Source organism: uncultured Jatrophihabitans sp., from assembly GCF_964244045.1.
Lineage (GTDB): Bacteria > Actinomycetota > Actinomycetes > Mycobacteriales > Jatrophihabitantaceae > Jatrophihabitans.
The window spans coordinates 29,676-43,127 of sequence record NZ_CAXTHK010000031.1 but is presented as its reverse complement, the minus strand read 5'-3'; the positions used below and the strand labels follow the sequence as shown (position 1 = coordinate 43,127).

The 13,452-nt window shown below is 69.4% G+C and carries 14 protein-coding genes, 1 tRNA gene and 3 pseudogenes; 7 read left to right on the top strand and 11 right to left on the bottom strand.

The window, feature by feature from the left end; all coding sequences use genetic code 11:
- Positions 1–88 precede the first annotated feature (88 nt).
- The 4 genes from ACFFC4_RS18465 to ACFFC4_RS18450 all read right to left on the bottom strand — a co-directional run bounded on the left by ACFFC4_RS18465 (position 89) and on the right by ACFFC4_RS18450 (position 1,425).
- Positions 89–388: a multiprotein-bridging factor 1 family protein gene (locus ACFFC4_RS18465; RefSeq protein ID WP_375503568.1), complete on the bottom strand. Its 300-nt coding sequence runs from the start codon at positions 386–388 to the stop codon at positions 89–91.
- On the bottom strand, positions 381–734 hold the full coding sequence (locus ACFFC4_RS18460; RefSeq protein WP_375503572.1) for a type II toxin-antitoxin system RelE/ParE family toxin: 354 nt from the start codon (positions 732–734) through the stop codon (positions 381–383). The genes ACFFC4_RS18465 and ACFFC4_RS18460 overlap by 8 nt, the downstream gene beginning before the upstream one ends.
- A gap of 172 nt (positions 735–906) precedes the next feature.
- Positions 907–981: transfer RNA gene (locus ACFFC4_RS18455), tRNA-Val, on the bottom strand.
- 51 nt (positions 982–1,032) lie between these two features.
- Complete coding sequence (locus ACFFC4_RS18450; protein WP_375503566.1) at positions 1,033–1,425, bottom strand: TIGR02611 family protein; 393 nt, start codon at positions 1,423–1,425, stop codon at positions 1,033–1,035.
- 125 nt (positions 1,426–1,550) lie between these two features.
- Between ACFFC4_RS18450 and ACFFC4_RS18445 the strand changes: the two genes are divergently transcribed.
- The 3 genes and pseudogenes from ACFFC4_RS18445 to ACFFC4_RS18435 all read left to right on the top strand — a co-directional run bounded on the left by ACFFC4_RS18445 (position 1,551) and on the right by ACFFC4_RS18435 (position 3,845).
- Positions 1,551–2,312, top strand: a complete 762-nt coding sequence (locus ACFFC4_RS18445; RefSeq protein ID WP_375503564.1) for a 3-hydroxyacyl-CoA dehydrogenase — start codon at positions 1,551–1,553, stop codon at positions 2,310–2,312.
- A 9-nt stretch (positions 2,313–2,321) separates the two neighbouring features.
- Positions 2,322–3,085 (top strand): annotated as a pseudogene (locus ACFFC4_RS18440) (crotonase/enoyl-CoA hydratase family protein).
- Between the two features lies 1 nt (position 3,086).
- Positions 3,087–3,845 carry an enoyl-CoA hydratase gene (locus tag ACFFC4_RS18435; RefSeq protein ID WP_375503562.1) on the top strand — a complete coding sequence of 253 codons (759 nt, stop codon included), beginning with the start codon at positions 3,087–3,089 and terminating at the stop codon, positions 3,843–3,845.
- Here ACFFC4_RS18435 and ACFFC4_RS18430 read toward each other — a convergent pair.
- Positions 3,842–4,822, bottom strand: a pseudogene (locus ACFFC4_RS18430) (acetyl-CoA C-acetyltransferase). The gene ACFFC4_RS18435 and the pseudogene ACFFC4_RS18430 overlap by 4 nt on opposite strands.
- A gap of 87 nt (positions 4,823–4,909) precedes the next feature.
- On the opposite strand from ACFFC4_RS18430, the gene ACFFC4_RS18425 reads away from it, so the two are divergent.
- Entirely contained in the window at positions 4,910–6,112 is a 1,203-nt protein-coding gene (locus ACFFC4_RS18425; RefSeq protein WP_375503560.1) for an acyl-CoA dehydrogenase family protein, read from the top strand.
- Positions 6,113–6,115: 3 nt separating this feature from the next.
- On the opposite strand, the gene ACFFC4_RS18420 is transcribed toward ACFFC4_RS18425, so the two are convergent.
- Together ACFFC4_RS18420 and ACFFC4_RS18415 are read right to left on the bottom strand one after the other, a co-directional pair.
- Positions 6,116–7,240, bottom strand: coding sequence for a GAF domain-containing sensor histidine kinase (locus ACFFC4_RS18420; protein ID WP_375503558.1), 1,125 nt, complete (start codon positions 7,238–7,240; stop codon positions 6,116–6,118).
- Position 7,241: 1 nt separating this feature from the next.
- Positions 7,242–8,081 (bottom strand): hypothetical protein, encoded by an 840-nt coding sequence (locus ACFFC4_RS18415; protein ID WP_375503557.1) that lies wholly within the window; start codon positions 8,079–8,081, stop codon positions 7,242–7,244.
- Between the two features lie 157 nt (positions 8,082–8,238).
- Between ACFFC4_RS18415 and ACFFC4_RS18410 the strand changes: the two genes are divergently transcribed.
- Positions 8,239–8,700, top strand: coding sequence for a VanZ family protein (locus ACFFC4_RS18410; RefSeq protein WP_375503555.1), 462 nt, complete (start codon positions 8,239–8,241; stop codon positions 8,698–8,700).
- Here the strand turns inward: ACFFC4_RS18410 and ACFFC4_RS18405 are convergent.
- A complete protein-coding gene (locus ACFFC4_RS18405; RefSeq protein WP_375503553.1) occupies positions 8,658–9,770 on the bottom strand; it encodes an acyl-CoA dehydrogenase family protein in 1,113 nt (370 codons plus the stop codon). The genes ACFFC4_RS18410 and ACFFC4_RS18405 overlap by 43 nt on opposite strands.
- A gap of 83 nt (positions 9,771–9,853) precedes the next feature.
- Between ACFFC4_RS18405 and ACFFC4_RS18400 the strand changes: the two genes are divergently transcribed.
- On the top strand, positions 9,854–11,032 hold the full coding sequence (locus tag ACFFC4_RS18400; protein WP_375503551.1) for an acyl-CoA dehydrogenase family protein: 1,179 nt from the start codon (positions 9,854–9,856) through the stop codon (positions 11,030–11,032).
- A 7-nt stretch (positions 11,033–11,039) separates the two neighbouring features.
- Here the strand turns inward: ACFFC4_RS18400 and ACFFC4_RS18395 are convergent, their stop codons facing one another.
- From ACFFC4_RS18395 to ACFFC4_RS18385, 3 genes and pseudogenes are all read right to left on the bottom strand, one after another.
- Positions 11,040–11,801: an SDR family NAD(P)-dependent oxidoreductase gene (locus tag ACFFC4_RS18395; RefSeq protein WP_375503549.1), complete on the bottom strand. Its 762-nt coding sequence runs from the start codon at positions 11,799–11,801 to the stop codon at positions 11,040–11,042.
- Positions 11,802–11,851: 50 nt separating this feature from the next.
- Positions 11,852–12,116: pseudogene (locus tag ACFFC4_RS18390) on the bottom strand (YccF domain-containing protein).
- 21 nt (positions 12,117–12,137) lie between these two features.
- Complete coding sequence (locus ACFFC4_RS18385; RefSeq protein ID WP_375503547.1) at positions 12,138–13,004, bottom strand: alpha/beta fold hydrolase; 867 nt, start codon at positions 13,002–13,004, stop codon at positions 12,138–12,140.
- Positions 13,005–13,046: 42 nt separating this feature from the next.
- Here ACFFC4_RS18385 and ACFFC4_RS18380 point away from each other — a divergent pair, with 42 nt between their 5' ends.
- Positions 13,047–13,448, top strand: a complete 402-nt coding sequence (locus ACFFC4_RS18380) for a universal stress protein (RefSeq protein WP_375503545.1) — start codon at positions 13,047–13,049, stop codon at positions 13,446–13,448.
- The last annotated feature ends 4 nt before the right edge of the window (positions 13,449–13,452 follow it).

Genomic DNA, 13,452 nt, shown 5'->3' with positions numbered 1-13,452 from the left:
CTGGAGCACTTTTCAGTTGATCACCACGCTGTCAGCGTGAAAGCGCCGGGCTAACTGCACCGACAATGATCAACCAGCCGATCGCCCTCTACGCGACGCCGGCCCGTGGAGTTACCTGCACGACGAGGTCAGCATCCAACGCGCTGGCGAGCCGTTTGAGCACCGGCAGGCTCGGCACCGTGCCGCCGCCCTCGAAGCGGGCAACGGCGGACTGCGTCATCGATGCGGCCTTCGCCAGCTCGGTCTGGCTCCAGCCGCGCGCCTCGCGCAGCTGTCGCACTGTGCGCCCGAGCTCGTAGGCCAGCCGAGCAGCGTCGTAGGCCTGCTTGGCGCCGGGCTCAGCCATCCGCCGCTCCCGGACCTCTGCCCAGCTGCTGCGATCAGCCATCTGTCTCATCCTCCAGCGTGTGGTCCTCTGCGATACACCGGTCCAGCGCTCGCCGTGCCCGGTCGACCTCTCGAACCTCGCGCATCCGGTTCTTGACGAACGTTGTCAGCAACACGATCCGCCGACCACGTGCAATCCAGTACGTCACGCGCACTGACTGTCTATCGAGATGAAACCGAAGCTCGCGGAGCTTGCCGTCCAGTTGACGCGTGTACGGCTCGCCGAGCAGCGGACCTTCCTCAGACAACAGATCGACGTAGAACGCGACCGTCGCGAACTGCTCGACGGGCAACTGCTTGAGCCATTCGCGAACCTCAGGCTCGAGCTCGACGGTACCCCAGGTCATAGCGTTGATGCTATAGACCAACCGCTCGACCAACGCTCGCCACGCCCAGCCGCGCCTACCAACGGGCCCGGTGAAGTGAACAAGTGCGGACTTTTTGCGGACTAACCGCGGAGTCCCCTACGCCTTCAGTAGCGAATGAGACGTCTTACCCCAATGAATTCGGGGGCTCCAGTGGTGGGCGATACTGGGATCGAACCAGTGACCCCTGCCGTGTGAAGGCAGTGCTCTCCCGCTGAGCTAATCGCCCGGGACGGCCACCCGGGCAACCGAGCGGCGCAGGTCAGACTACAGGCAGCACTCAGCGGTACAGCACGACGTAGACGCCGAGGAAGACGGCGGCCAGGAACACAGCGCCCAGCACTCCGACGACACCCTGGATCCAGCGGGGCTGGCGTTTGACCCAGTCCGTCCACTGTTGCACCTGGTCGCGCGCGAAGCGCAGCAGCCGCTTCGCCCACTCGTACTCGGTGGCCAGGACGCCGAGGCCAGCAAAGATGATCAACCAACCAGGGCCGGGCAGCGGCAGGAGCACGATGCCGCCGGCGACGATGGCTACGCCGACGACGGTGACGCCGATACGCCAGCCGAGCGCGCCGCCGGGCTTGGACCTGACGCGGTCGCGGAACGCCTCGACCTGGCGCACCGACCTGTGTGACGAGACCTCGGTCGTCTCGCTACTCGCGCTGTCCATACGGGCCATGGTGCCCAAAGTATGGTGCGCGGCTGTGCCTGGGCTGGGCGCGCAGCGAGTGACGTAGCCGACGAGCGCCGTCCTATAGTCGGCCGAAAGTGTGCCGTGACGAATGGAGTACGCCAGTGCGACTCGACGGAGCCGTTGCAATCATCACCGGAGGGGCCTCGGGACTCGGTCTCGCAACGGCCCGCAAACTCACCGGCGAGGGCGCCAGCGTGGTCCTGATCGACCTCCCCAGCTCTGCTGGCGCGGACGTCGCGAAGGAACTCGGCGAGAAGGCACGGTTCAGCCCGGGCGACGTGACCTCCGAGGAGGACGTGACCGCCGCGCTCGACGTCGCCGCCGACCTCGGCCCGTTGCGAGTTGCCGTCAACTGCGCCGGCATCGGCAATGCGATCAAGACGGTCGGCAAGGGCGGCGCGTTCCCGCTGTCCGACTTCACCAAGATCATCAACGTCAACCTGATCGGCACGTTCAACGTCATCCGATTGGCCGCCGAGCGCATCGCACGCACCGATGAGGTCGACGGTGAGCGGGGCGTCATCATCAACACCGCTTCGGTTGCCGCCTTCGACGGCCAGATCGGCCAGGCCGCGTACTCCGCATCGAAGGGCGGCATCGTCGGCCTGACACTGCCGGTGGCGCGCGACCTGGCGAGCATCAAGATCCGCGTCGTCACGATCGCCCCGGGCCTGTTCGAGACCCCGCTGCTGGGCGGGTTGCCCGAAGACGTCAGGGCCGCGCTCGGCGCGCAGGTCCCGCACCCGGCCCGGCTGGGCAACCCGTCCGAGTACGGCCTACTGGCCAGTGCGATCATCGCCAACCCGATGCTTAACGGCGAGACGATCCGTCTCGACGGCGCCATCCGCATGGCTCCCCGCTAGGAGCCGGGCGTGAGCGACGTCGTTCTCGTCGAACACATCGACGGCATCTCGATCATCACCATCAACCGACCAAAGGTGCGTAACGCCATTACGAACGCCGTCGCCGTAGGCATGGCGGCCGCCGTCGATGAACTCGACGCCGACGATTCGCTGACCATCGGAATCATCACCGGGGCCGGCGGCACCTTCTGCTCAGGCATGGATCTCAAGGCCTTCCTGAAGGCGAGCAGGTCGCGGTCGAGGGACGCGGCTTCGCCGGGCTGTGTGGACGGCCGCCCCGCAAGCCGTTGATCGCCGCGGTCGAAAGCTGGGCATTGGCCGGTGGCTGCGAAGTGGCGCTGGCCTGCGATCTGATCGTCGCCGCCGAGAACGCAAAGTTCGGCATTCCCGAGGTCAAGCGCAGTCTGGTCGCCGCGGCCGGCGGGCTGCTGCGCCTGCCCCGCGTGCTGCCGCCGGCGATTGCCATGGAGCTCGCCCTCACCGGCGATCCGATGGGCGCCGAGGACGCCCACCGCTACGGCCTCGTCAACCGCCTCACCTCACCCGGGGACGCACTCGACGGGGCTCTCGCGCTGGCCCGCCGGGTCACGCCGAACGGTCCGCTCGCGGTAGCGGCCAGCAAGCAGATTCTCACCGGCGCACGGGACTGGACGCTTGAGGAAGGGTTCCGCGAACAGGAACCGATCATGAGGCCGGTGCTCACCTCCGCCGACGCCCGCGAGGGCGCGACGGCTTTCGCCGAGAACCGCGCCCCCGTCTGGCAGGGCCGTTGAGATGGACGACCTGCACATCACCCTCGACGCCGGCCGGCTGACCGTCCGGTTCAACCGCCCCGGGGCCCTGAACGCACTGACGCCGCCCATGCTGCAGCAGGCGGTCGAGCGGGTCGAGGCCGCCGCGCACGACCCGCAGATCCGTGTCGTGGTCGTCACCGGCGAGGGCCGCGCATTCAGTTCCGGCGCCGACATCTCCGCCGACAGCGCTACCACCTTGACCCTCGACCTGGGCAACGCGCTCGTCCGCGCGGTTGTGCACTCCCCCAAACCGGTCGTGGCTGCGGTGAACGGCCTGGCCGCCGGTATCGGCGCGACCATCGCGCTCGCCTGCGACCTGCAGGTCACCCGCGCCAGCGCCTACTTCCTGCTCGCCTTCGCCAACATCGGGCTGATGCCCGACGGGGGCGCCACCACGATCGTGCCGGCAGCAATCGGTAGGGCCCGGGCGTCGAGGATGGCATTGCTCGCCGAGCGCGTGCCTGCCGCCCAGGCGCTCGAGTGGGGACTGATCTCGCACGTCGTGGGCGACGACACCTTCGACGACGAGCTGACCGCGGTGGTCGACAGGCTGGCAAGCGGTCCGCCGCTGGCCTACGCCCGCACGAAGGCTGCGATCGCCGCTGCGACGCTGCCCGACCTCGACGCCGCACACACGCTCGAGCGCGAAGGCCAGCTCGAATTACTGCGGACCGTCGACTTCGCTGAAGGTACGGCGGCGTTCCGCGAACGCCGTCCGGCGAAGTTTGAGGGGCGCTAGAGCAGTTCGAGGATCGTCGCGTTGGCCTGGCCACCGCCCTCACACATGGTCTGCAGGCCGTAGCGGATGCCGTTGTCGCGCCGCCGTTGGGGTTGAGTCGCGCCGGATCGGCGCCGGTCTCGTGCAGCCACGCCAGCGGAACGGGCGCGAAGGCCTCGTTGACCTCGAAGGCGCCGATGTCGTCGATCGACAGCCCGCTCTTCGCGATCGCCTTGGCGGTCACCGGGATCGGGCCGGTGAGCATGATGATCGGGTCCGAGCCGGCGACCACGGCGGTGTGCACGCGAGCGATCGGCGTGAGGCCCAGCTCGGCCGCTTTTCGGTGGTCGTGATGAGCAGCGACGAGGCACCGTCGCTGATCTGCGAGGCGTTGCCCGCGGTGATGGCCCCGTCCTCGCGGAACGCCGGTTTGATCTTCGCCATCGATTCCATCGTGCCGCCGCGTCGCACCCCCTCTCGGCGGTGATCTTGACACCTTCGGGGTTGGCGACCTCGACGATCTGGCCGGCGAAGCGGCCCTCGTCCTGTGCCCGAGCCGCCTTGGCGTGCGACTCGAGGCTGAACTCGTCGAGCTGCTGACAGGTGAGCCCCCACTGGTCGACGATCATCTCGGCACCAACGCCCTGTTTCGGTCGGGTATCGCCGTAGCGCTCGCGGAACCCCTCGCCGAACGGTCACGCGCCGCCGGACGAGCTGCCCATGGGCACCCGGCTCATCGACTCGACGCCGCCGGCGACCACGGGGTCTCAGTGGCCGGCGACGACGCTGGCGGGTTGCGGCCGATGTCCGAGGTCAGCTCACCGACCTGGCTCATGCAACCCCAGATCACGTCGTCGACGAGCGCCGGGTCGATGCCCGTGCGCTCGACGATCCCGCGCAGCATGCGCCGACAGATCGACCGGGTGGATCCCGGACAGCCCGCCGTTGCGCTTGCCCGTCGCCGCTCGAGCCGCCTCGACGATGTCCGCATCTCGCATGGAGCACTCTTCGCATCCGGGGTGCCCGACCAGCACCGCGAGGTCGACCGTACGTCCCTCGGCAGATCGGAGGAATAGTCTCCTGCTGTGGGCACACGAGCGCAGGATTTGCTGGAGTCGGTACGGCAGTTCATGGCCGAGGAGGTGTTGCCGGCCGAGACGGACTATGCCGCCTACCGTGCACAGGCTGGTCCGGACGACCACACCGTGCCGCCGGTGATCGAGGAGCTGAAGGCGAAGGCCAGGAAACAGGGCTTGTGGAACCTGTTCCTGCCCTCGGAGTCCGGGCTGACGCAACTCGAGTACGCGCCGATGGCGGAGCTGTCGGGTTGGAGCCTCGACATAGGGCCGGAGGCGTTCAACTGCGCGGCGCCGGACACGGGCAACATGGAGCTGCTGCACCTGCTCGGCACCGAGGAGCAGCAGGCGACGTGGCTGCAGCCACTGCTCGATGGCGAGATCCGCTCAGCCTTTGCGATGACCGAGCCCGAGGTCGCCTCCTCCGACGCCACCAACATCGCGACCCGCATCCAGCGCGACGGCGACGACTACGTGATCAATGGACGCAAGTGGTGGACGTCGGGCGCGAACGACCCGCGCTGCCGGGTGCTGATCGTCATGGGCAAGACCGACCCGGACGCTGCCACCCACCGCCAGCAGTCGATGGTGATCGTCCCGGTCGACACCCCGGGCGTGAATATCGCGCGGTCGCTGCCGGTCTTTGGGCGGCAGGACCAGCACGGGCACGCCGAGGTTATTTTCACCGATGTCCGCGTCCCCGTCTCGAACGTGATCGGCGAGGAGGGCGGCGGCTTCGCGGCAGCACAGGCCCGCCTCGGCCCCGGTCGCATCCACCACTGCATGCGGGCCCTCGGAGCCGCGGAACGTGCGTTGGCGTTGATGGTCCAGCGCTCACTTGACCGGGTCGCGTTCGGCAAACCGCTTGCCGAGCAGGGCGTTGTGCAGAACCAGATCGCTGAGTCCCGGATCGAGATCGAGCAGGCCCGCGCGCTGTGCCACCTCGCCGCGCACACCATCGACACGCAGGGCAACAAGGCAGCCAAGGACCTCATCGCCGCCGCAAAGGTGGTGGTGCCCCGGGCGGCGCTCGCCACCATCGACCGGGCGATCCAGGTGCACGGCGGCGCGGCGGTCAGCGATGACACGCCACTTGCGGCCATGTGGGGTTGGCATCGGGCGATGCGCCTGTTCGACGGCCCGGACGAGGTGCACCTGCGCTCACTGGCCCGCTCTGAATTGCGTCGCGAGCCGGTGCTGCCGCTGCGCTGATGATCAGCGCAGGCAGGCCCGCCACGTCAGCAGCGTTCCCCCGCCGGTGGCGGGCTCGACGCTCATGGTGCCGCTGTGCAGCTCGGCCCGGGCGCGCATGTTGCCCAGACCGCCGCTGTGGCGCTGGGGATCGACGAGCCCCACCCCGTCGTCTTCGACGATCACGACGATCTCACTGGCTACCACGCTGACGTCGACCGACGCCGAGGATGCGCGCGCGTGCTTGGCGACATTGGTCAGCGCTTCACGTACTACCGCAGTGATGTCGTCGGCGAGGTCGGGATCGGCGGTCAGGTCGACGGGTCCGTCGAACGCGACGCGGGCCGGAAAGCCCAGCGCGGGCGTGAGGTCGGAGGCGATCTCGATGACCTGCTGCCGCACACCGTCGGTATTCAGGTCAAGCGGCCCGCGCAGGGCGAAAATCGTGGTGCGGATGCGCCGGATCGTGCGGTCGATGTCCTCGACCCGCTCAGACACCTTCTGGGCCGCGCTGTTGCCACGCCCCAGGCCGGTCGCCACACTCTCGAGCCGCAGGCCGATGGCGAACAGCTCCTGGATCACGTGATCGTGCAGGTCGCGGGCGATCCGATCGCGGTCCTCGAGCAGGACGAGCCTCTTCTCCGCCGTCCTCGAGTCGGCGAGTTCCAGCGCGACGCCGGCACACGTGGCGAACGCCGCGGCCAGCTCGAGTTCGTCGACACTGAAGGCAGCGCGACCTCGACGACGCGCCACGGTGAGCAGACCGCGGACCCGCGCGCCGGCGGGCAGGGGCAGCACGAGCACCGGGCCCGGGTCGAGCGCCGGCCCGAATTGAGCCGGGTCGCCCGCCTGGGCGGCGGCGAGCAACACCGCCTGCCCACCGTCGAGGACGAGGGCCGCAGCGGTGTCGCTCACCAGGAGCCGTTGGGCAAGCAGGTCGTCGGCGCCCTCGCCGACCGCGATCTCGACGACGATCTCGCGCTGATCGGGGGTCAGCAGGCCGACGGTGACGAGGTCGGCCGCCGCGGCGTCGAGTGCGCTGGTGGCGATCGCGGGCATCGGATCGGCGCCGGTCGACAGCAACGCCGACCCGATCTCGGCCGCGGCGCGCAGCCAGCGTTGTCCGGCGTCGACGTGCTTAACGGTCACGTCAGGACTCCTCGACCAACACGTCGACCAACCGCCTACGGTTGGTCGCGGAAGTGCTCGAGCCCCGGCCGACTCGCAACAGCATCTGGGGATGTCCGCTCAACCCCAGCGCGCGCCGGAGTCGAGCACGTGCGGACGCAACCTCGATGACCTGCGTCGACGGCCGAACGTCATGTCCGGCCGCAGCTGCGACCTGCCGGGCCCGCATCATGGCCTCGCCGGCCCGCAGCCAGTCCGTCGCCTCATCGCCGTCAGTGACCAGCAGGGCAAGGCACTCGTCGGCCCCGACGACCCGGTCGCGGTCGCCATTCGGGGTCCACGCGTCCAGCTCGGCGCGGTAGGTGGGATCCAGGTTCTCGATCCGGTCGGCCTGGCCGTTCAGCTCAGACACCAGCCCGCGCTCGAGCTCATCGAGCACGTGCAGCCGCACCCCCTCGGCGGTCACGGCGGTACGAACGTCGCCGAGCCAGTCGCCGTCGGAAAGCGCGGACGCATCTACCGTGGCGCTCGCATCGGGTTCCAGGACGGCCAGCAGGTCGGCGGCGAAGGGATCCGGGAATCGCCGGACCACGACGCCGTAGCCGTCGGCCGCGAGCGACGCACGGGCGGCGAACACCGCACAACCAACGCTTGCGGTGAGCACGCGACGCTGCGGGTCGAGAGCGGCCAGTTGACGGCGGTGGTCGGCGTGCACGTGCAGCGCACCGCGGTGGATTCGCAGCTGCCACGGTTGGGTGTTCAGGACCGAGGGCGCCTGCGCGGCGCGCACGGCGGCGCGGCGTAGGGCCCCGACACGGCGAGCGGCCGCGTCCGGTCGGGGGAGGTTGCTCGGGTGGACCATGGGGACCTTCGTGGGCGCTGACTGGTATGCCCGGAGTCTCCCTCACGCCTTCATCACTTCGGACAGTCTTTCGGCCCGGGTGTCCGGAGTCAGGTGTTACGGCTCCGCCTCATCCGCCGCCCACCGGACACCCACGTTCGCTGCTTAGGGTGTGCTCATGCGAGGAGCCCCGATCCGTGCGGTTGCCGCTGTGCTGCTCGTTCTCTACACGCTGGTGATCGCCCGGCTGACCCTGCTGCCGGCGGACTCAGAGGCCGCCACCTTCGGGGCGCTGAACGACGTGGTCCGCCGGTTGACCCGCGGCGGGCTCGACTGGTCGCAGATCGAAATTTTGGCCAACGTCGCGCTTTTCGTCCCGGCCGGCTTCTTGGTAGCTGTCGTGCTGCGCCGTGTGTGGGTCGGCGTGCTGGGCTGCGTGCTCGCGTCCGCGGCCATCGAGTGGGCGCAGTACGTCTACCTGCCGAGCCGGGTTCCGTCGTTGGCCGACGTCGAGCACAACAGCCTGGGCGGCCTGCTCGGGGCGCTGCTGGCCTGGCCGCTGGTGCATTGGTTGCGGGCCACGCCCGCCGCCCGGCCTCAGCCTGTGATGCCGGTGAGCGCGCCCAGCCGCATGCGGTGATACACCGGCGCACCGAACAACAGCTCGTCGGACTTGGCGCGCTTGAGGTACAGGTGGGCGTCGTGTTCCCAGGTGAAGCCGATGCCGCCGTGCAGCTGGATGTTGGCCCGGGCCGCCTCAGTGAATGCCTCGGAGCACAGCGACGCCGCCAGGGCCGCGGACAGGGCCGCCTCGTCTCCCCCGGCGTCGACCACGGCGGCGGCGTGCGCCATGGCACTGCGTGCCGTCTCGAGGGCCAGCAGCACGTCGGCGGCGCGGTGCTTGACGGCCTGGAACGACCCGATCTTGCGCCCGAACTGCACCCGCAGCTTCGCGTACTCAACCGTTTCGTCGAGACAGTGTTGCGTGCCGCCGACCTGCTCGGCGGCGAGCGCCACCACGGCCAGATCCGAGGCGTGCGCGAGCAGCTCCGATGCCTCGCCGCCGATGCGGGTCGCCGATGCACTGGTGAACGTCACGTCGGCCAGCCGGCGGGTGAGGTCCAGAGTGTCGAGTGCGGTGGGCTGCACGCCGTCGGTCGTGCGGTCGAGCGCGAACAACCCCACGCCATCGTCGGTGGCTGCGAACACCAGGAGCAGGCCGGCGGTGGCGCCGTCGATGACGAATCGTTTGGTGCCGTCGAGCGTCCAACCGTCGCCGGCGGCTGTTGCCCGGGTGGCAAAGTCGGTGACCCAGGTGCGGCCACCCTCGCCCACTGCAAGTGCGGCGGTGGTCGTGCCGTCGGCGATCCCGGGCAACCAGTGGGCCTTGGCCTGCGCGTCCTCGCTGGCCGCCAGCGTCTGTCCGGCCAGGGCCACGGTGGCGAAGTAGGGCCCGACGTAGAGCATCGAACCGAGTTCTTCCAGCACTATCGCGAGCTCGGCGGTGCCGTACCCGGAGCCGCCGTACTCCTCGGCCACGGCCAGCCCTGGCAGGCCGAGTTGGTCGGCCATCTGCGTCCAGAGCGCCTCGTCGTAGGCGCCCGGCTCGGTCATGTACCGGCGCGCAGCCGACACCGGTGAGCGGTCGGTCAGGAAGCGCCGGACGGATGCGCGCAGCTCGGCGTGCTCCTCGGTGAGGGCGAAAGTCATGGGGGTCGTCCGCTCGTGTCGTCGGCGCTCGAGGTGGTACAGCTTGTCTATCAAGTGCACCGCGCCGGCGGAAGGGACACACCATGAGCGACGTCGACGTCGACGGATTGGTCAAGCAGCTGCTCGCGGACGTCCCGCCGGACTCGAACGATGCGGCCACCTTCCTCGGCGCGCAGTTCGACGCGGGTCTGGCGTGGGTCCACCTCCCCCAGGGTCTCGGTGGGTTGGGGCTGCCCCGCTCGACGCAAGGCGTCGTCGACGAGGCGCTGATGGCGGCCGGTGCGCCACGTTCCTTCAACACCAACCCGATCGGCTACGGCATGGCCGCGCCGACGCTACGTGCGTATGCCACCGAGGCCGACCTCGCGCGGTTCCTGCGCCCGATCTTCACCGGTGAGCAGATCTGGTGTCAGATGTTCAGCGAGCCGGGCGCCGGGTCCGACGTCGCGTCGCTGTCCACCAGCGCCGTGCGCGACGGCGATGAGTGGGTGCTCAACGGCCAGAAGGTGTGGACGAGCCTGGCCCATGTGGCGAGCTGGGGTCTGATCGTCGCCCGTACCGACCCGTCGAAGCCCAAGCACGCCGGGCTGACGTACTTCTTCCTCGACATGCAGTCGGCCGGCGTCGACGTCCGGCCGCTGCGCCAGGCCACCGGTGACGCCGAGTTCAACGAGGTCTACCTGACCGACGTCCGCATCCCGGACACCCAGCGCCTCGGCGCCGTCGGCGAAGGATGGAAGGTTGCGATCACCACCCTGATGAACGAGCGCGTGTCCATCGGCGGTCGGGTCAACCCGCGCGGCGAGGGCAGCATCGCCGACGCCGTCCGGGTATTCCGTGAGAACGGCCGACCCCCTGAGTACGCCGACCGGCTGATGCAGCTGTGGGTGCGGGCCGAAGCACTTCGCCTGACCAACATCCGGGCGCGGGAACAGGCGAAGGCTGGGGCGGACGCCGGGCCCGAAGGGTCGACGGCCAAGCTGGGCGACGCCGAGCTCAACCAGGACATCTACGACTTCTGCGTCGACGTCTCGGGCGCCGACGGGTTGCTGTTCCCGATGACCTACACCCCGCCCGAGGGCCAGCGGACGCGGTCCCGCACCGGGCGCGACCACCGCTACAGCTACCTGCGCTCGATGGCCAACACGATCGAGGGCGGAACGTCCGAGGTCATGCGCAACATCCTGGCCGAACGGGTGCTCGGGTTGCCGCCTGAACCGCGTGTCGACAAGGACATGCCGTACTCCGCCAGCCCGCGCTGAGCGGTCGTTAGGGCATCGGGGCCAGCGCGGTCTGCCCGCCGTCGATAGTGATGGTTGCGCCGGTCAGGAAGTCCGGTGCGTCGACGATCAGGTAACGAACAAGGCCGGCGATCTCGTCGGCCGTCCCCGCCCGGCCCATCGGGTTGACCCGGCGCAGCTGTTCGGCGCTCGTCGCGGCCAGGTGAGCCTCGGTCATCGGTGTGGTCACCCAACCCGGTGCGACCGCGTTGGCCTGCACGCCGCCCGGCGCGAGGTCGACGGCGAGCGAGCGGGCGACGCTGATGATTGCGGTCTTCGCCGCGCTGTAGGCGATCGACTCAGGCTCGGAGTGCAAGCCGTTGACGGAGGACAGCAGCACTATGCGCCCGCAACCGGCTGCGCTCATGTGTCGAGCCGCGGCACCGGCGGCCAGCACCGCGCCGCGAAGGTGCAGGTTCAACGTCGTGTCCCAGCGCTCGGCAGTGACGCTGCGGACGTCGTCGAGGTCGTAATTACCGGCGCCCGCCACGAGCGCGTCGATAGCGCCGAAGCTGGCGGTGTGCTGCTCGACGACGCCGCCTGGCGCATCAGGCGTGCCGAGATCGGCGATGAAGGTAGCGACCTCGCCGTCACCGCCGCCGGCCTGGATCGAGTCGGCGGCGTGGAGCAGCGCGCTCTCGCGGCGTCCGACGAGCGACACGTCCCACCCCTCGCGATGCAACGTGCGGGCACACGCCAGCCCGATGCCGCTCGACCCACCGGTGATCAGCGCACTGCGACGTGCCGACATGGCCCTCCTTCATCCAGCTGCCCGGATCGGTCAAGCAGCCTGCTCTCGCGCTACGGCAAGGGCACGATCTCGTGCCCGAGAGGCGTGAGTGACACCGGAATCATTTTCATGCTTGCGACCCCGAGCGGGATACCAACGATGGTCAGGCACGGTGCGTCCGAATGGCCACAGCGCGTAAGCCGCGATGCGGAATGAGGCTATGCCGAACGGGATGGTGATGATCAGCAGGCAGAAGACTATGCCGGCGAGCACGTAGCCGATCGCCAGCCACAGCCCCGCAAGCACGAGCCAGATCAGGTTGAGCAGGGTGCGCATCCCACCACGTCAATCAGCGGGTCACAACACCCCGACCAACTCGTCGAGCATCGCGTCGAGCGCGCCGATGCCGATCGACAGGTGACCCTCGCCGTCGATCAGGTGGACGGTCGCACCGGGCACGGCCGAGGCCAGCCACCGGCCATGCGCGAAGGGGACCATGAGGTCGGCGCTGCCCTGCCAGATGAAAGTGGGTACGCGGATCTCAGCGAGGTCGAAGCCCCACGGCCTGGTGAACGCGAGGTCGTCGTCCAACCACCCGTCCACGCCGTGTCGCAGCGCCCCGGCGAACCCGGCCACCATGTCTTCGCCGAACTCGTCGGTGAGCACTGCGACATCGACGTCGGGCAGCAGGCTGCTCAGCGCCGAAACAATGTGGGCGGACGTGGTCGTACGCAGCTCCTTGGCGTCCTTGTCGAGGAACGCACGCAGCGCCTCGGGACCTGCCAGCGCCGCGCCGAACTCCTGGACGTTCTGCTCGCCCATTCCGGCCAGGAAGTCCAGACCGGCCACGCCGTACGGACCGACGCCGGCGATGGACAGCACGCCGGCCACCCGCGACGACAGGCGCGCGCCGCAGGCAAGGGCGTGCGGCCCCCCGCCCGACCACCCCGCCACCAGACAGCGCGGCGCGTCGACGAAGTCGAGCACTGCCTCGGCGTCGGCGACCACGTCGACGACGGAGCGCCCCGGAAGCCGAGACGAGTCGCCGTAGCCGGCGCGCGAGTACGTCACGAGCCGCAACCCGCGCGCAGACGAGGCGCGGCCGAACGCGCGAACCGGGGCCGAGGAGCCGGGTGTGCCGTGATGGAAGAGCAACGGGACACCATCGGCCGGGCCGCTGACCTCGATCTCCAGCCGGCGTCCGTCCGGCAAGTCGAGAAGCATCCTGCAGACCCTAGCGGCACGCAACGGCCTACGATCCGATGCATGAGCGTCGTCGTTGGATACGTGCCTGACAACTCCGGCCTGCTGGCCGTCCGCCTCGCTGCGCAGGAGGCGACGTGGCGCGATACCGACGTGGTGGTGGTGAACGTCGTTGGCGCGGCGGGGTACACGCACCCGACCGCCGCCGACGAGAAGGTTCTCGACGCGCTGGACGCAGAACTCGAAGAACTCGGCGTCCGGCACGAGATCCGCACTATCGAGGAGACGTCCGGCGCCCGCCCGGCCGAGGTGCTGCTCGGCGCCGCCGAACAGTCCGGCGCCGAGTTGATCGTCGTCGGCCTCAAACGGACGTCCGCTGTTGCCAAGGCCGTGCTCGGCAGCACCGCGCAGCGCGTGCTGTTGGGTGCGCGCTGCCCGGTGCTGACGGTGCGCGCCGCGGACTAGCGTG